Raw genomic sequence first — 15,093 nt, 5'->3', positions numbered from 1 at the left:
GACCATGGCGACCATGGCGTCCACGGTGGCCGCGGGCTGCAGAGGGTCGATCTCGGCATACTTGGCCTCCACAGCTTCGGCTTGGGCCAGCGCGAGCCGCAGGGCGCCTGCGGGGGCCGTGGAGACCGCTGGGACGGCCGCAGCGTTCCAAAATTTTTATATGAGAATATATGAGTGCATGGGAATCAATACTGATAGCCTTTGGCGGAAATGCTGCGATGATGGCGGTTGCCGGCATACTTTGTCGTTGGATATTCGAGAACGCTTTGGCGCGAGATGCGAAGCGTTTTGAGAACGAGCTGAAGGCAAAATCGGACGTTGCAATAGAAAATTTAAGGAGTAGTTTGCAACTTCGGACAATCGAGCATCAAGTCAGATTTTCCCGGCTACACGAGCGGCGTGCCGAAGTCATCGCGGAACTCTCAGGGCATCTTGCGGAGACCCTTTGGGAGGCGGACAGTTTCTTGTCTCCTATCGAGTTCGCTGGGGACCGCGACAAGCGAACAAAATACGCCGACGCAATGCGGAAATTGGTGGAGACAGCACGATTTTTCGATAAGAACCGTGTTTATTTTCCCGAAGCCCTCTGCGAGAGGATGGAAAAACTTCTGCATGACATCCGGGCGCCAATGAGTCAATTCGGCGTATGGCTTAATTATTCAGATGAAGAGTTGGATAAAGAAGCCAACCAAAGGAAGTTTGATGCTTGGACTAAAGGATTTGATCGCATAAGGCAGGATATTCCTGCCGCACGCAAGGCTCTTGAGGTTGAATTCAGAGCTTTACTGGGCGAAGTCGCGGCTGTGGGGTAGCTGGAAGGCCCCCAAACAGACACATTCATCCTGTCGAAGCGCCGCCAATTGGACGCCTCGCGGCTGCCGGTCTCCCCGGGGCACTCCTAGCCGTCAGCGCCGGCCTGGGCAACTCCTCGACCGCATAAGGATCTTCGTTGTACCTGGCGCAGTAGAAGTCCGGTAGGTTGTAGAAAGCGAAGCGGTCGGCCAGTTCGCTTTCTGGCATCCGCAACGCCTCGGCCCAGCGTCTCAAGTCATGCATTGGTAGCGCAGTGATCCCGCGTTCTACCTGGGACACCATGTTTGGCTCGATGCCCAAGTGGCTTGCAATGTAACCCTGGGTCATTCCAAGGTCTTGCCTGCGCCCTTTGAGCATGGCCCCGAATCTCATACGGAGCGTTAGGGCGGATGGGGGCAGTCGGTCGCGCATGGGTCCTCCATTGCTGTAGAGAACCATCTAGTCTGAGGCGCGAACTGTGGGAGATTTAATCCGTTTGTCGCGATTCGTCCTCAATTGGGAGAACGCCGCATGCTGTCCTACAGGTTTGGCGCCACGTTCGTCGGTAGAACGCAACGCCAAGGCGGATTAAGCGACGGCGTCCTCCGGTTCGACAGCGGCCGCCAGCACGGTCAGAAAGTTGAGGACTGATTGTTCCCAGTCAGCCCCGATGACCTTGGAATAAAGCATTTGGTTTTGCGCGGTCATGATGAAGACGCGCGAAGACGCAAGGTCAAGGTTGACCGTCAATTCCAACGCGCCGGCCTCCAGGGAGACCCAGGGAGCTTCTGGCGCGTCCGCGGTTTCGTGCTCAAGGACAGCAATGCCTTGGGTTGCTTGCAGACGGGCCAGCAGCGAATGCAGGGACAGGGGAGCGGCGGTGGTCATAGTGCTTTCCTCGGTGGTAGTTGAGGCTCCAATTATGGATATCCTGAATCATGCCGTCGACGATTCCCGACTGAATTGCCAGGTTATGGATATGCAAAACGCTTCACTTCCGCAGAATCCGGGGCATGACACAAGTGCCCCCAAGACCACCAGGCCGCCCGAAATCGATCCAGGGCGATCAGACGAAGATGCTTGTTCGGTTGAGCATGGCTCAGCGGGACAAGGTAGATCGCCTGGGTGGTGCGGCGTGGATCCGGGCAAGGATTGATGAGGCCCCGGAGCCTGAGGAGGGCACAAGGGCGCGAGGGCCGTGGTTGGATAAGGGCCCCGAGGATCAAGGGTCAGCAGGAGCTGCAGATGAATGAGGTCGTCGAAGCGCTGGCTAGCCCGACGCTGTGGGTTGGCGCAATCGCTGGCGCCATCGTGGCCGCGCTGTTGGTGTACCCGCAACGGTGGTTTGACGCGCGGCTTGAGGCCAGAAGGGCCGCGCGGAACTCGCAGCGGATCGAAGCAGTCGCGGCGCTGCAGAGAGAGGCCGCATGGCTGTTCAAGCACCCGGTTCTGATGGCCGCGGTCGCCGACGAAGCGGCGCGTCTGAGATGGTCAGCATTGGGCTGGAGCTTTCTCGGCTGCCTTGCCTTCCTGAACTTGGCCTTTCCTATCGAGCCCACCGCCCCCTGGTTCGTTCGATACCCGGGACTGATGTTCAGCTTCGTGGTCAGTGCAGTCACATTTGGTCGGAGTGTCAGGCTATTCAACCGCGCTCTACAGCGCAGCGGTTTGCTTGCGTATGTGCTCGACATGCACAAGGCAAGCTACCAACGTAGCGAACAAGGGGAGCAGACCTAGCGCTGCCTATTCCTTGTGCATCCCAGCGCGGGCCGCGCCAGGCAACGCTCCCGACAGTTCTTCATGGGGTTGGGCACAGAGTTGTCCACGTGGCGCAGGGACAACCTGGGGCTGTGCATCTCGCCCATCAAGCCAGGAATCAGGCCCGGCCTCTAGACTGCGTCCGCGGCGTTTGCTGCTTTGATCTTGACTGCCTGATCTAGCCCGATCAGCGTGGTCAGGGGCGCAAGTTCTCTGAGCGTCGCTAGTAGGCCCGGGAAGTCGTCGGCGACAAGAACCGCGATGCCTTGGAATTCACCCATCACATCGATGTAGTACTTCGGGAGGCCTGGTTTCGCGGTCTCGTAGATGGTCACCTCTGCGCTGGCGTGGCCCGACGCGGTAGAGCAAACGCGGATGCTGTACCCCGTCGCAACAAGCGCGTCAATGAAGTCGCCCTCGTCTTTGGCCGGGCCGACCTCTACGGGGTCGTCCACGCGCTTAAGTGCACCATCAACGAGCTTGTAGCACTCCATCAGCCTCTCCTGAAAAAGGCCCAGTATGGCAAACGGCCGAGAGGTCTCAGCGCGTTAGGCCGCGCTGCGTGTCGGGTAGACGCGTGGAAGGTCGATCATCGTATAGGCGATGGCCGCAACTGCTGCTCGCTTGGCCGATGGCGCCACGCTCCGCGCGTACACCACGTCCCCCGTGCTTCCGACAGGCGCGTGACCGGTCACTGCATCTGCCAGTCGCGCGTCCTGGCCAGCGTCCCGCATCGATTGCCTGGCGTTGTGCCGGAACGAATGGAAGTCCGGGAAGCGCTCGGTAACACCCAGGGATCGACGGTACTGGCCGAACCATTGGGAGAAGTTGTCTCCCCTGGAGCGCGATGCGGTGCGGGGAATGACGGGCCACAGCTTGACCTGGCCAGCTTCCTGCAGGTCCTTCACGTAATCCAGGAAGCCCAGGCGCACCAGCTCAGAGTGCACGGCCACCATGCGCTCGCTGTTCGTCGTCTTCAACGTGCTGCCCTCGGCCCGTTCGTGGATGCTGAGCCACGCGCCATCGTCGTCAGTCACCACGTCGGCGACCTCAAGTTGACCAATCTCGCCGATGCGGGCACCAGAGTACAGACCGATCAGCGGGATCCAGTACGCGGCGGGGCCGCCAGCTCGCGCCACCTTCGGTAGCTGGTACTGCTGAAACAGTGGAGCCGTGGACAAGGTAACCAACTCGGTGGGTGACCAGGGCGGACGCTCCACGCTGTCTTCCTGGGGTAGTTCCATGCCCTTCCACGGGTTGCGCGGGATCCATTCGAGTTCCACTTCGGCGACGTGGAGCAGGGTGCGGATGCAGTCGAAGTGATTCTTGGCGGTCTTGTCGGTCAGCCCGCGCACATCCTCGGTGAGCCACAGGTGGAAGTCGCGCCCGTGCCGGCGCGTGATCTTCTCCAGGGCGACCCCGTGCCCGCTCTCCCTCAGCAGCTTCAGCGCATAGGTCGTGCGCTGGATCGCGTTTTTCTTAGCGCGGCGGAAGCGGATCCATTCGGGCAGCACGTCTTCCAAAGAGTGAGAACTGCCGCAGGTGGCTGCTGCGTCCTCGTCGTTGGCTGCGGCGGACTCGCCGAACTCGCCAGTGTTCGCGGTTGGTGCCGTAGGGGCGGGCGGGGTCTCGATCAGCTCGCCGGCCGCTTTAGCGGCAACCTCGCGGAAGATCGAAGTGAGGGCGCGTGCGACCTTCGCTAACAGCACAGGCTGGTCGGTCCAATCGACCTCGGGCAACCCCATGTCGCTGGTCGCCATGGCTGCGTAGTTCTTCGCCAGTCTGTGATCTCCCGTCGCGGTGATCTCGGCAAGCGATGCCGCGAACAGTTGCGTCGCTTCCCGCACCTGAGCCTGTCGCTCGAAGCGGTCCGCCGACAGTTCGGTGATGCCCAGGTCTTCCAGATCCAGCGGAATGTGCGCGATGGGGTGCGCGGAGGCGCGGTTGATGTCGTCGTCGTTCAGGATGCTGTGCCGCATCTGCTCGATGATCTTCTCGACCAACTTGGCGTTCGCCAGGATCCGCACCGGGCGCATGGCGGCCCTGCGGCGCTCGAACTCGTCGTGAAGCTCTGCGATCTTGGCGTGACCAAGGCGGATCGCCGTATCGCGGTCGCTGGTCCGCAAGCTACCGCGCCACGCGTCGGCGCCGTAGTGCTTCTGGAGATCCTTGGGTGCGCCTATGCGCAGTTGGTAGACGCCCCCGCGCAGGGTGACGCCAGTAGGAAGCATGGCCAAGTTGTCGCCTTCAGTCATCGGTTGATGATCGCGGCAATTGACACAGTTCTTTGACATGATGACCGACTGATCGGTCTCTGCTCACCAGTGGAATCGCGGTTTCCCTAGGGAAATGGACTCGAAAACTGGTCGGGGTGAGAGGATTCGAACCTCCGGCCTCTACGTCCCGAACGTAGCGCTCTACCAGGCTAAGCTACACCCCGATTTGCGACTCAGGCCCTAGGACCTGCGCTGCAACAGCTGAGCCGCTAATTGTAGCAAAGCTTTTGTGTTGTCATTTGGAGACAGTTGCGAGATGGCCTCGATGGCGCGCTGAGCTTCTGCCGCGGCGGCTTCGCGGGTGATGTCCAAAGCGCCGGTTTCGCGCACGATGGCGATGATTTCGTCGATGTTGTCGACAGCACCGTTCTCGATCGCGACGCGGATGGTGTCGCGCTGGGCTGCGGTGCCGCGCCGCATCGCGGCGATCAGCGGCAGCGTGCACTTGCCTTCGCGCAGGTCATCGCCGAGGTTCTTGCCCATCTCCTCGGGCGCGCCGTCGTAGTCCAGCACGTCGTCGATGACTTGGAACGCCGTGCCCAGCGCCTGGCCGTAGTCGGCGCAGGCACGTTCGATTTCGGGCGGGCTGCCGGCCAGGATCGCGGCGATGCGCGCGCTGGCCTCGAACAGCTTGGCGGTCTTGGAGCGGATCACGCGCAGGTAGCCGTTTTCGTCCAGCGAGGCGTCGTGCATGTTCACGAGTTGCATGACCTCGCCCTCGGCGATCACGTTGGTCGCCTCGGCCAGGGTCTGCATGATGCGCATGTCGCCCACCTCGACCATCATTTGGAAGGCGCGCGAGTACAGGAAGTCGCCCACCAGCACGCTGGCCGGGTTGCCGAAGGCTTCGTTGGCCGTGGCGCGGCCGCGCCGCAGCGTGGAGTCGTCGACCACGTCGTCGTGCAGCAGCGTGGCGGTGTGGATGAATTCCACCACCGCTGCCAGTGTGAAGCGCTGGGGCGAGCGCTGGTCGAGCGCGCCGCACATCAGCAACAGCAGGGCCGGGCGCAGCCGCTTGCCGCCCGCGGAGATGATGTACTGTGCGACCTGGCCGACGAGCGGCACATCGGAAGAGAGGCGCTTGGCGATCAATCGATCGACTTCGCGCATGTCGTCGGCGATCAGCGCAACCGCCTCTGCGGTGCTGGAGTTGTGGACGGACAAAGGTGTGACCCAGGGTAGTTGCGGCGGATTATAGGAAGCCGCTCCTGCTATTGGCCGCGCCAGCGCGCCGGCTGGCCTGTGTCCGGCCCAGGGGTGCTATACTCGCGGGCTTCGCGGAAATTCGTCCGGCGAAGGCTCACCCTCTAGAGCTTAGGTAGAGGGCTCATCAGAGGTTTCACATGTACGCGGTCATAAAAACCGGTGGCAAGCAGTATCGCGTTGCTTCCGGCGAAAAAATTAAAGTAGAACAGATTGCTGCGGATGTAGGCCAAGAGATCGTGATCGACCAGGTTCTCGCCGTTGGCAACGGCAGCGAGATCAAGGTGGGCACGCCCTTGGTGTCCGGCGCAACCGTCACGGCAACCGTCGTGGCGCATGGCAAGCACGACAAGGTGCACATCTTCAAGATGCGCCGTCGCAAGCACTATCAGAAACGTCAAGGCCATCGCCAGCAGTTCACCGAACTGCAAATCGGCGCGATCGCCGGTTAAAGGAATAGGTCATGGCACAGAAAAAAGGCGGCGGCTCTACACGCAACGGGCGCGATTCCAAGCCCAAGATGCTGGGCGTGAAGGCCTTCGGTGGTGAGCTGGTCAGCGCCGGTTCCATCATCGTGCGCCAGCGCGGCACGCGTTTCCATGCCGGCGGCAACGTCGGCGTCGGCAAGGACCACACCTTGTTCGCCCTGGTCGACGGCCACGTGTCGTTCGCTGTCAAGGGTTCGATGAACAAGCACACGGTCTTCATCACGCCGGCAGCCTGAGGACTTCGGTCCTCCGGAACCAAGCCCCGCTTGTCGGGGCTTTGTCGTTTTGGTCTCTTTAACTTGCGAGGTGGAGCATGAAATTTGTCGATGAAGCCACGATCGATGTCGCGTCCGGCGACGGTGGCAACGGCTGCGTTTCGTTCCGCCACGAGAAGTACAAGGAGTTCGGCGGCCCCAACGGTGGCGACGGCGGCCGTGGCGGCCACGTCTATGCGGTGGCCGACCCCAACCTGAACACCCTGGTGGACTACCGCTACACGCGGCGCCACGAGGCCAAGCGCGGCGAGCACGGCATGGGCTCGGACATGTTCGGCGCGGCCGGTGCCGACATCACGCTGCGCATGCCGGTGGGCACCATCATCAGCGACGCCGAAACCGGCGAGCAACTGTTCGAGCTGCTGGTGCCGGGCGAGGTCATCACGATCGCCAAGGGCGGCGACGGCGGCTTCGGCAACATGCGCTTCAAGAGCGCGATCAACCGCGCGCCGCGCCAGAAGACGCCGGGCTGGCCTGGCGAGAAGAAGGCCCTGAAGCTCGAGCTCAAGGTGTTGGCCGACGTCGGCCTGCTGGGCATGCCGAACGCGGGCAAGTCCACGCTGATCACGGCGGTGTCGAATGCGCGGCCGCGCATCGCCGACTACCCGTTCACCACCCTGCACCCGAATCTGGGTGTGGTGCGCGTCGGCCCGGAGCAAAGCTTCGTGGTGGCCGACCTGCCAGGCTTGATCGAAGGTGCATCGGACGGCGCCGGCCTGGGCCACCTGTTCCTGCGCCATCTGCAGCGCACACGCTTGTTGCTGCATGTCATCGACATGGCGCCCTTCGACGAGAGCGTGGACCCGGTCGTGCAGGCGCGCGCCATCGTCAACGAGCTCAAGAAGTACGACGCCACGCTGCACGGCAAGCCGCGCTGGCTGGTGCTCAACAAGCTGGACATGGTGCCGGCCGAGGAGCGCGCCGCCAAGGTCAAGGATTTCGTGCGCCGCTTGCGTTTCAAAGGCCCGGTGTTCGAGATCTCGGCGCTGACGCGCGAGGGCTGCGAGAAGTTGGTGCAGGCCGTGTTCCAGCACATCCATGCCGAGAAGTCGGCTGAGAACCAGCCCGTCGCCATCGATCCGCGTTTTTCCGAATCCTCCGACGCCTGATTCCATGACGCCACTTGCCCACTCGACCCTGCTGCGCGATGCGCGGCGCATCGTCGTCAAGGTCGGCTCCAGCCTGGTGACCAACGAAGGGCGCGGACTGGACGAGGCCGCCATCGGCGAGTGGTCGCGCCAGCTCGCAGCGCTGGTGCGCGGCGATGGCGCGCGTGGCCGTGAGTTGATCATGGTGTCCAGCGGTGCGATTGCCGAGGGCATGAAGCGCCTGGGCTGGAGCACGCGCCCGCGCGAAGTTCACGCGCTGCAGGCCGCGGCCGCCGTCGGGCAGATGGGTCTGGCGCAGATGTACGAGAGCAAGCTGCGCGAGAACGGCCTGGGCAGCGCCCAGGTGCTGCTCACGCATGCCGACCTGGCCGACCGCGAGCGCTACCTGAACGCGCGATCCACCTTGCTGACCTTGCTGCAGCACGGCGTGGTGCCGGTGATCAATGAGAACGACACCGTGGTCAACGACGAAATCAAGTTCGGCGACAACGACACCCTGGGGGCCCTGGTCGCGAACCTGGTCGAAGCCGATGTCCTGGTCATCCTGACCGACCAGCGAGGCCTGTACTCGGCCGACCCGCGCAAGGACCCGGACGCACGCTTCATCGACGAGGCGCAGGCCGGCGATCCGGCGCTCGAGGCCATGGCTGGCGGTGTCGGGTCCAGCATCGGGCGCGGCGGCATGATCACCAAGATCCTCGCCGCCAAGCGTGCGGCCGGCTCGGGCGCGTCGACCGTCATTGCCTGGGGCCGCGAGCCCGATGTGCTGCTGCGCCTGACGCAGGGCGAAGCCATCGGCACGCTGCTGGTCGCGCAGACGCAGAAGATGCAGGCGCGCAAGCAGTGGATGGCCGACCACCTGCAGTTGCGCGGTGCCGTCGTCGTCGACGATGGTGCGGCGCGCAAGCTGCGTGGCGAGGGCAAGAGCCTGCTGCCGATCGGCATGACCGCGGTGGAGGGCGAATTCTCGCGCGGCGACGTGATCGCCATCCGCGACAACCAGGGCCAGACCATCGCCCGCGGGCTGGCGAACTACGCCAGCGCCGAGGCCAGGCTGCTGTGCCGCAAGCCGTCCAGCGAGTTCGAGGCCCTGCTCGGCTACACGGCCGAGCACGAGATGGTCCACCGGGACAACCTCGTGCTGAGCCGCTGAGCTCAGTTCGGGTAGACCGTCTGTGCGGGCGACTTCAGCTGTCGCACGATGTCTTGGACCGACGTGGGGCGCGCTTTGCCGTCGCAGCCGCCCTGGCGCGCGAAGGCCAATGGGTACTTGATGCGCGTGGATTCCCAGAGCGACTTCCATTCGGGCTTGCCGACCGGCGTCCACTTGTCGACGTTGTAGCGCGCGTAGAGCTTGTATTCGCCTGTGTCGCAGCGAATCCCCTCGTACATGGCGGTCATCGCGCCGCTGGTGCTGCGGGCCACCATCACGTAGCGCACCACACCGTCCTTGCCGATCTGCAGCGTTGCCGGATCGATGCCATAGCGCAATGCGCCTTGCGCGTCGACGGTCACGTCCACGAGCCTGCCCATGTCGAATGCCGGCGCGGCAGGCGCCTCGTTTTCGACCCACTCCGGTGCGTCCGGAGCGTTGCTGTTGTATTCCTTGCTGATGGACTGTGCACTGGCGGTTGCCGCACACAGGGCGCCGGCAGCCAGCCAGGCCGCCAGGCGGCCGTTACGAAGAAGCATGGTTGCTGTGCGGAGCGGCGCCCAGCCGCTCGTTGGTTTGGGGATCGGGTTCGAAGCTGCCGCCAGGCGGCAATTCGAACTGCTGCGCCACCTCGTGGCGCAGATCGTGGGGATCATTTTCGCGCGTTCGCATGCTGGAACGCAGGTAGCGGTTGCGGTGGTCGTGGCGCGGCAGGTAGCGCGCCAGCTCGGTCAGCGCCATCTCGTAGACGCCGCGCTTGAATTCCACCACCACGTCCAGCGGGACCCAGTAGTCGTTCCAACGCCAGGCGTCGAACTCCGGATGGTTGGTCGCACGCAGGTTCAGATCCCAGTCGTGGCCTGTCAGCTGCAGCAGATACCAGATCTGCTTCTGGCCCTTGTAGTGGCCCCGTGCGTCACGCCGGATGAAACGGTCCGGCACCTCGTAGCGCAACCAGTCGCGCGTGCGCGCCACCACGCGCACATGCTCCGGAAGCAAACCCACTTCTTCGTGCAGTTCGCGGAACATGGCCTGCTCTGGCGATTCGCCCCGGTCGATGCCCCCTTGCGGGAACTGCCAGGAGTGCGTGCGAATGCGCTTGCCCCAGAACACTTGGTTCTTGTGGTTGAGCAGGACGATGCCGACGTTGGGCCTGAAGCCTTCCCGGTCAAGCATAATCAAACCCCAATTTTTTAACTGAAACCATTATGCACAGCGTGGTCTGTGTATCAAGCGGCGACCAGCCCGCGCCGGTTTCGGGTCTTCCCGCACACATCCTCTTCGCCCATGAAAGCGTCCCAGTTCCTGATCTCCACACTCAAGGAAGCGCCTGCCGATGCCGAGGTCGTCAGCCACCAGTTGATGACGCGCGCCGGCATGGTCAAGAAGCTCGGCGCGGGCATCTACACCTACATGCCCATGGGCCTGCGCGTGATCCGCAAGGTCGAGGCCATCGTGCGCGAGGAAATGAACCGCGCCGGCGCCATCGAGATGACCATGCCCGTGGTGCAGCCGGCCGAACTCTGGCAGGAGACAGGCCGCTTCGACAAGATGGGGCCGGAACTGCTGCGCATCCAGGACCGGCACGAACGCAACTTCGTGGTCCAGCCGACCAGCGAAGAGGTCGTGACCGACATCGCACGCCAGGAGCTGCGCAGTTACAAGCAGCTGCCCAAGAACTTCTACCAGATCCAGACCAAGTTCCGGGACGAGCGCCGGCCCCGCTTCGGCCTCATGCGCGGGCGCGAGTTCATCATGAAGGACGCGTACAGCTTCGACCGCGACCAGGCCTCGGCCAAGGCGAGCTACCAGATCATGGCGCAGGCCTACCGCCGCATCTTCGACCGCTTCGGCCTGCGCTACCGCGCCGTGGCGGCCGACAGCGGTGCCATCGGCGGTGACCTGTCCGAGGAATTCCAGGTCATCGCCGCGACCGGCGAGGACGCCATCGTCTACTGCCCGGACAGCGCGTATGCGGCCAACATGGAAAAGGCCGAGGCGCTGGCGCCGGCGCAGGCGCGTGCTGCCGCGACCCAGGCCATGGCCAAGACGCCCACGCCAGGCAAGGCCACCTGCGCCGACGTGGCCGAGCTGCTGGGCGTGCCGCTCGCCACCACCGTCAAATCGCTGGTGCTGGCCACCGAAACCATCGGTGCCGACGGCGCGACGGTGGTGCGCGTCTGGCTGCTGCTGCTGCGCGGCGACCACGACATGAACGAAGTCAAGGTCGGCAAGCTCGCAGGCATGGAGCAGGGCTTCCGCTTCGCGACGCTGGCCGAGATCGACGCGCACTTCGGCTGCCAGCCCGGCTATCTGGGTCCGGTCGGGCTGCGCCAGCCGGTCACCGTGGTGGCCGACCGCGAAGTGGCCGTGATGCACGACTGGATCTGCGGCGCCAACGCGCCCGACTTCCACATGACCGGCGTGAACTGGGGCCGCGACCTGCCCGAGCCCGACCTCGTGGCCGACCTGCGCAACGTGGTGGCTGGCGACCCCTCGCCGGATGGCAAGGGGGTGCTGGCCATCGAGCGCGGCATCGAGGTGGGTCATGTGTTCTACCTGGGCACCAAGTACAGCCGCGCCATGAACGCGAGCTTCCTGGCCGAAGACGGCAAGCCGCAGTTCCTGGAAATGGGCTGCTACGGCATCGGCATCACCCGCCTGCCGGCCGCGGCCATCGAGCAGAACCACGACGCGCGCGGCATCATCTGGCCCGATGCGATCGCGCCGTTCACGGTGGCCGTCTGCCCGATCAGCCCGGACCGCAGCCCGGCCGTGAAGGAAGCGGCCGAGGCGCTGTACCAGGAATTGCTGGCCGCTGGCGTGGACGTGATCCTGGACGACCGTGGTGAGCGCCCGGGCGCCATGTTCGCCGACTGGGAGCTGATCGGCGTGCCGCACCGCGTGACGATCGGCGACAAGGCACTCAAGGATGGCCAGGTCGAGTACCAGCACCGGCGCGACGCTGCCGCCACGCGCGTGGCAACGGCAGAGATTGGTGCGTTCGTCAAATCACGCCTGGCTTGAGCCCTGCCGCACCACGCCCTACTACAGCAGGCCTGTCCCGCCGCAGGCTGTTGGGGGGCGTCGCCAGTGCGGGTCTGCTCGGCCACACCGCACTGGCCCATGCCGGTGGCCAGGTCGAGGAACCCCTTGCCGATTCGGTCCGCAGCGCGCTGAGCGCCGCCGTGGCCCGGTCGGCGCCGCCGGTGCCCGAATTCCACAGCACCGAAGCCCGCATGGCCTACCTGCGCTGGCTGGGCGCGGCCAGCCCGCTGCTGCTGCGCCGCAAGCCCGAGTGGAGCGAGCGCCGCGAGTTCCTCGACACGGTGTGGTACGAAAGCCGCCGCGCCGGCCTGGACACCGCCCTGGTGCTGGGCCTGATCGAGGTCGAGAGCAACTTCCGTCGCTTCGCCATCAGCGTGGCCGGCGCCCGTGGCTACACCCAGGTCATGCCGTTCTGGACGCGCGTCCTGGCCGATGGCGACCCGAGCCGGCTGTTCCATATGCAGACCAACCTGCGCTTCGGCTGCGTGATCCTGCGCCACTACCTGGACCGCGAGCGGGGCGACCTGTTCCTGGGCCTGGGCCGCTACAACGGCTCGCGTGGTCAAGCGCCGTACCCCAATGCCGTGCTGGCGGCGCGCAAGCGCTGGGACTTCAGCGCGTAGGCGCCGCCGGGGTCGGATCGGTCATGCGCGAGACCATCACCTGGTCGATGCGAAAGCTGTCCACGTCCAGCACTTCGAAGCGAAAGCCGCCCCACGTCACCGTGTCGGTGCGCTTGGGCACGCGGCGCAGCATCACCATCATGAAGCCGGCCAGCGTCTCGTACTCCTCGGCATGCGGCATCTCGTCGAGGAGGAGGGCGCGCTGCACGTCCTGCACCGGCGTGGCACCGTCGATGAGCCAGGAGTTCTCGTCGCGTTTGACGATCTGCTCCTCGTCCAGCGGGTAGGCGATCAGCTCGCCCATCACCGTGCTCATGACGTCGTTGAGCGTCACCACGCCCACCACGAAGCTGTACTCGTTGACGATGACCGCGAAGTCCTCGTGCACGAGCCGGAACTGGTCCAGCACCTCGGCCAGCGTGAGGCGGTCCGGCACCACCAGCACCTTGCGCACGAGCGCATCGTCCAGCAACGAGATCGGCTGGTTGTTGAGCACACGCTGGAACAGGTCCTTGGCGTCCACGTAGCCCACCACGCGGTCGATCTCGCCATCGCAGACCGGGTAGGTCGAGAACGGCTCGGCCGCGATGCGCAGCCGGATCACGGCGTCGGGCTCGTCGCGGCGGAAGAAGGCGATGCGGTCGCGCTGCGTCATGGCCGACGAGACCGTCCGCGTGTCGAGCTCGAACACGTTGGCGATGACCTGCTGTTCGCGCGCCGCCAGTGCGCCCGAGCGCGCGCCGGCCTCGGCCATGGCCAGGATGTCGTCCGAGGTGATGCGGTCGTCGCGCTGCGTCGGCAGGTCGAACAGCTTGAACAGGCCATCGGCCGTGCGGCTGTAGACCCAGACCAGCGGCTTGAACAGCGTCATGCAGGTCTGCATGGGTTTGACCACGCGCATGGCCAGCGCCTCGGGCTGGGTCATGCCCAGGCGCTTGGGGAACAGGTCGGCGAACAGGATGAACAGCGAGGTCGTGACCAGGAACGACACCAGGAAGCCCGCCGTGCGCGCCTGCGCATCGTCCAGGTCCAGCCAGCGCCACAGGTCGGTGAACAGCGGGCTCATGGCGCCCTCGCCGACGATGCCGCCCAGGATGGCGACCGCGTTCTGGCCGATCTGCACCACGGTGAAGTAGTGGCCGGGCTGCTCCTGCACCTTCATGACCAGCGTGGCACGCGCATCGCCCTCGTCGGCCAGCTGGCGCAGGCGCAGGCGCCGCGAGGCGGCCAGCGAAATCTCGGCCACGGAGAAGAACGCGCTGACCACGATCAGCGCGAACACGAGCAGCAGACTGGTCGAGAGGCTCAGTGGACGAACCCTATGCGGCTCTTGGCGGCGGCCGGGCGCGGCAGGTCGTCCACGCGCACGTGGTCGCGGCCGTCGAGCCTGGCGTTGCCAAAGCCGGTCATGAGCGCGCGGCGCATCTCGCGCGGCGCCATCTCGGCCAGCGTGTCCAGCACGTCGGCCTGGGCCTCGGGCTGGAATTGCGGGCCCCAGCCATGTTCGCCGCGGATGCCGGCGTAGAGCTGGCCGGCGATCTGTCGCGCTTGCTCGGGCGTGGGTGCCGGAATGCTGAACACGTTCATGCGGTTCAGGATGGGCTCGGGGATGGCGCGCTCGTCGTTGGCCGTGGTGATCCAGATCACCTGGCTGGCGTCGATGGCCACCTCGGCGAACTCGTCGACGAAGTTCTGCGCCGTGTCGTGTTCCAGCAGGCTGTACAGCGCGCCCAGCGGGTCGTACTGGGCGTCCGTGCCGGCCTTGTCGATCTCGTCCACCACGAGCACCGGGTTGGCGTACTGGCCGTCGACCAGGGCCTCGAAGACCTTGCCGGGCTTGGCGCCCTTCCATTGCGAGGAGGCGCCCGAGAGCAACCAGCCGGCCGTCATCGAGCTCATGGGCACGAGGTTCATGCCGGTGCCCAGCAGCTCGGCCAGCTTGCGCGCGAAGTGGGTCTTGCCGATGCCGGGTGGGCCCAGCAGCAGCATGGGCGTGACCTCCAGGCCATCGGGGCTGTTGTGGCTCAGCGCCACGTGGCGGCGCACGTCGTCCAGCGCTTCGGTGAAGTTCGGCAGCGTCTGGTAGAGCGTGGCCATTTCGGGGATCCCGGAGGGCTTGACCTGGAAGCGCTCGGGGCCGCGTTCCAGCATGCGCTCGTAGGTGCTGCGCAGCTGCTCGTGCTCCTTGGACTGCAGCTTGGCCAGCTTGCGCTCCACGTCCTGCGTCTGGTAGACGCTGCGCATGCTGGCAACAGGCAGGTGGATCGGGGTGGCCGTCAAGGCCGTGCTGCGCGATTCCATCGAAGCTCCCAGTGAGACTGACGAAACCATTTCAGCATAAGCCGTGCCAGCCTGCCAGCGCCTGGCT

The 15,093-nt window shown here is 64.8% G+C and carries 17 protein-coding genes and 1 tRNA gene; 8 read left to right on the top strand and 10 right to left on the bottom strand.

Translation table 11 applies throughout. The annotated features are described in order from the left end of the window. The first annotated feature begins 170 nt into the window (after window positions 1-170). Window positions 171-812, top strand: a complete 642-nt coding sequence (locus ASF45_RS35005; RefSeq protein WP_156472819.1) for a hypothetical protein — start codon at window positions 171-173, stop codon at window positions 810-812. A gap of 25 nt (window positions 813-837) precedes the next feature. Here the strand turns inward: ASF45_RS35005 and ASF45_RS37030 are convergent, their stop codons facing one another. Continuing rightward, complete coding sequence (locus ASF45_RS37030) at window positions 838-1,170, bottom strand: helix-turn-helix domain-containing protein (RefSeq protein WP_369802097.1); 333 nt, start codon at window positions 1,168-1,170, stop codon at window positions 838-840. 210 nt (window positions 1,171-1,380) lie between these two features. Next, on the bottom strand, window positions 1,381-1,680 hold the full coding sequence (locus ASF45_RS03940; RefSeq protein WP_056657123.1) for a hypothetical protein: 300 nt from the start codon (window positions 1,678-1,680) through the stop codon (window positions 1,381-1,383). Window positions 1,681-2,037: 357 nt separating this feature from the next. Between ASF45_RS03940 and ASF45_RS03935 the strand changes: the two genes are divergently transcribed. Beyond that, window positions 2,038-2,529, top strand: a complete 492-nt coding sequence (locus tag ASF45_RS03935) for a hypothetical protein (RefSeq protein ID WP_056657120.1) — start codon at window positions 2,038-2,040, stop codon at window positions 2,527-2,529. 152 nt (window positions 2,530-2,681) lie between these two features. On the opposite strand, the gene ASF45_RS03930 is transcribed toward ASF45_RS03935, so the two are convergent. The 4 genes from ASF45_RS03930 to ASF45_RS03915 all read right to left on the bottom strand — a co-directional run bounded on the left by ASF45_RS03930 (window position 2,682) and on the right by ASF45_RS03915 (window position 5,990). Beyond that, entirely contained in the window at window positions 2,682-3,044 is a 363-nt protein-coding gene (locus ASF45_RS03930; RefSeq protein WP_056657117.1) for a hypothetical protein, read from the bottom strand. A 54-nt stretch (window positions 3,045-3,098) separates the two neighbouring features. After that, complete coding sequence (locus ASF45_RS03925) at window positions 3,099-4,805, bottom strand: site-specific integrase (protein WP_056657114.1); 1,707 nt, start codon at window positions 4,803-4,805, stop codon at window positions 3,099-3,101. A gap of 108 nt (window positions 4,806-4,913) precedes the next feature. Then, a tRNA-Pro gene (locus ASF45_RS03920) sits at window positions 4,914-4,990 on the bottom strand. A 16-nt stretch (window positions 4,991-5,006) separates the two neighbouring features. Beyond that, window positions 5,007-5,990, bottom strand: a complete 984-nt coding sequence (locus tag ASF45_RS03915; protein WP_056657111.1) for a polyprenyl synthetase family protein — start codon at window positions 5,988-5,990, stop codon at window positions 5,007-5,009. 179 nt (window positions 5,991-6,169) lie between these two features. Between ASF45_RS03915 and rplU the strand changes: the two genes are divergently transcribed. The 4 genes from rplU to proB all read left to right on the top strand — a co-directional run bounded on the left by rplU (window position 6,170) and on the right by proB (window position 9,054). Further along, a complete protein-coding gene (rplU, locus tag ASF45_RS03910; protein WP_056181609.1) occupies window positions 6,170-6,481 on the top strand; it encodes a 50S ribosomal protein L21 in 312 nt (103 codons plus the stop codon). An 11-nt stretch (window positions 6,482-6,492) separates the two neighbouring features. After that, on the top strand, window positions 6,493-6,753 hold the full coding sequence (rpmA, locus tag ASF45_RS03905) for a 50S ribosomal protein L27 (protein ID WP_056657108.1): 261 nt from the start codon (window positions 6,493-6,495) through the stop codon (window positions 6,751-6,753). 77 nt (window positions 6,754-6,830) lie between these two features. Further along, window positions 6,831-7,901 carry an Obg family GTPase CgtA gene (gene cgtA, locus ASF45_RS03900; RefSeq protein ID WP_056657105.1) on the top strand — a complete coding sequence of 357 codons (1,071 nt, stop codon included), beginning with the start codon at window positions 6,831-6,833 and terminating at the stop codon, window positions 7,899-7,901. Window positions 7,902-7,905: 4 nt separating this feature from the next. Further along, window positions 7,906-9,054, top strand: coding sequence for a glutamate 5-kinase (proB, locus tag ASF45_RS03895; RefSeq protein WP_056657102.1), 1,149 nt, complete (start codon window positions 7,906-7,908; stop codon window positions 9,052-9,054). A gap of 2 nt (window positions 9,055-9,056) precedes the next feature. Here proB and ASF45_RS03890 read toward each other — a convergent pair whose 3' ends face one another. Then, a complete protein-coding gene (locus tag ASF45_RS03890) occupies window positions 9,057-9,593 on the bottom strand; it encodes a CNP1-like family protein (protein WP_056657100.1) in 537 nt (178 codons plus the stop codon). Next, window positions 9,580-10,230 carry an RNA pyrophosphohydrolase gene (locus tag ASF45_RS03885; protein ID WP_056657097.1) on the bottom strand — a complete coding sequence of 217 codons (651 nt, stop codon included), beginning with the start codon at window positions 10,228-10,230 and terminating at the stop codon, window positions 9,580-9,582. Before ASF45_RS03885 ends, ASF45_RS03890 begins: the two co-directional genes overlap by 14 nt. 111 nt (window positions 10,231-10,341) lie before the next feature. On the opposite strand from ASF45_RS03885, the gene ASF45_RS03880 reads away from it, so the two are divergent. Beyond that, on the top strand, window positions 10,342-12,081 hold the full coding sequence (locus ASF45_RS03880; RefSeq protein WP_056657094.1) for a proline--tRNA ligase: 1,740 nt from the start codon (window positions 10,342-10,344) through the stop codon (window positions 12,079-12,081). 50 nt (window positions 12,082-12,131) lie between these two features. Further along, window positions 12,132-12,725 carry a transglycosylase SLT domain-containing protein gene (locus tag ASF45_RS03875; protein ID WP_369802096.1) on the top strand — a complete coding sequence of 198 codons (594 nt, stop codon included), beginning with the start codon at window positions 12,132-12,134 and terminating at the stop codon, window positions 12,723-12,725. On the opposite strand, the gene ASF45_RS03870 is transcribed toward ASF45_RS03875, so the two are convergent. Beyond that, on the bottom strand, window positions 12,715-14,034 hold the full coding sequence (locus tag ASF45_RS03870) for a hemolysin family protein (protein ID WP_056657504.1): 1,320 nt from the start codon (window positions 14,032-14,034) through the stop codon (window positions 12,715-12,717). The two genes, ASF45_RS03875 and ASF45_RS03870, sit on opposite strands and share 11 nt — an antisense overlap. Continuing rightward, window positions 14,031-15,026 carry an AAA family ATPase gene (locus ASF45_RS03865; protein WP_056657088.1) on the bottom strand — a complete coding sequence of 332 codons (996 nt, stop codon included), beginning with the start codon at window positions 15,024-15,026 and terminating at the stop codon, window positions 14,031-14,033. The genes ASF45_RS03870 and ASF45_RS03865 overlap by 4 nt, the downstream gene beginning before the upstream one ends. Window positions 15,027-15,093: the final 67 nt, after the last annotated feature.

The sequence above is a fragment of the Pseudorhodoferax sp. Leaf265 genome (assembly GCF_001422365.1).
GTDB lineage: Bacteria > Pseudomonadota > Gammaproteobacteria > Burkholderiales > Burkholderiaceae_C > Pseudorhodoferax.
Note: the sequence above shows the minus strand (reverse complement) of the source record. Positions and strands in the feature narration are given on the sequence as shown.

Bases quoted from the DNA above. Each gene is read 5' to 3' on its own strand.
- ASF45_RS37030 (WP_369802097.1), bottom strand. From the start codon at position 1,170: ATGCTCAAAGGGCGCAGGCAAGACCTTGGAATGACCCAGGGTTACATT.
- rpmA (WP_056657108.1), top strand. From the start codon at position 6,493: ATGGCACAGAAAAAAGGCGGCGGCTCTACACGCAACGGGCGCGATTCC.
- ASF45_RS03890 (WP_056657100.1), bottom strand. From the start codon at position 9,593: ATGCTTCTTCGTAACGGCCGCCTGGCGGCCTGGCTGGCTGCCGGCGCC.
- rplU (WP_056181609.1), top strand. From the start codon at position 6,170: ATGTACGCGGTCATAAAAACCGGTGGCAAGCAGTATCGCGTTGCTTCC.
- proB (WP_056657102.1), top strand. From the start codon at position 7,906: ATGACGCCACTTGCCCACTCGACCCTGCTGCGCGATGCGCGGCGCATC.
- ASF45_RS03925 (WP_056657114.1), bottom strand. From the start codon at position 4,805: ATGACTGAAGGCGACAACTTGGCCATGCTTCCTACTGGCGTCACCCTG.
- ASF45_RS03940 (WP_056657123.1), bottom strand. From the start codon at position 1,680: ATGACCACCGCCGCTCCCCTGTCCCTGCATTCGCTGCTGGCCCGTCTG.
- cgtA (WP_056657105.1), top strand. From the start codon at position 6,831: ATGAAATTTGTCGATGAAGCCACGATCGATGTCGCGTCCGGCGACGGT.
- ASF45_RS03880 (WP_056657094.1), top strand. From the start codon at position 10,342: ATGAAAGCGTCCCAGTTCCTGATCTCCACACTCAAGGAAGCGCCTGCC.
- ASF45_RS03935 (WP_056657120.1), top strand. From the start codon at position 2,038: ATGAATGAGGTCGTCGAAGCGCTGGCTAGCCCGACGCTGTGGGTTGGC.
- ASF45_RS03885 (WP_056657097.1), bottom strand. From the start codon at position 10,230: ATGCTTGACCGGGAAGGCTTCAGGCCCAACGTCGGCATCGTCCTGCTC.
- ASF45_RS35005 (WP_156472819.1), top strand. From the start codon at position 171: ATGAGTGCATGGGAATCAATACTGATAGCCTTTGGCGGAAATGCTGCG.
- ASF45_RS03930 (WP_056657117.1), bottom strand. From the start codon at position 3,044: ATGGAGTGCTACAAGCTCGTTGATGGTGCACTTAAGCGCGTGGACGAC.
- ASF45_RS03865 (WP_056657088.1), bottom strand. From the start codon at position 15,026: ATGGAATCGCGCAGCACGGCCTTGACGGCCACCCCGATCCACCTGCCT.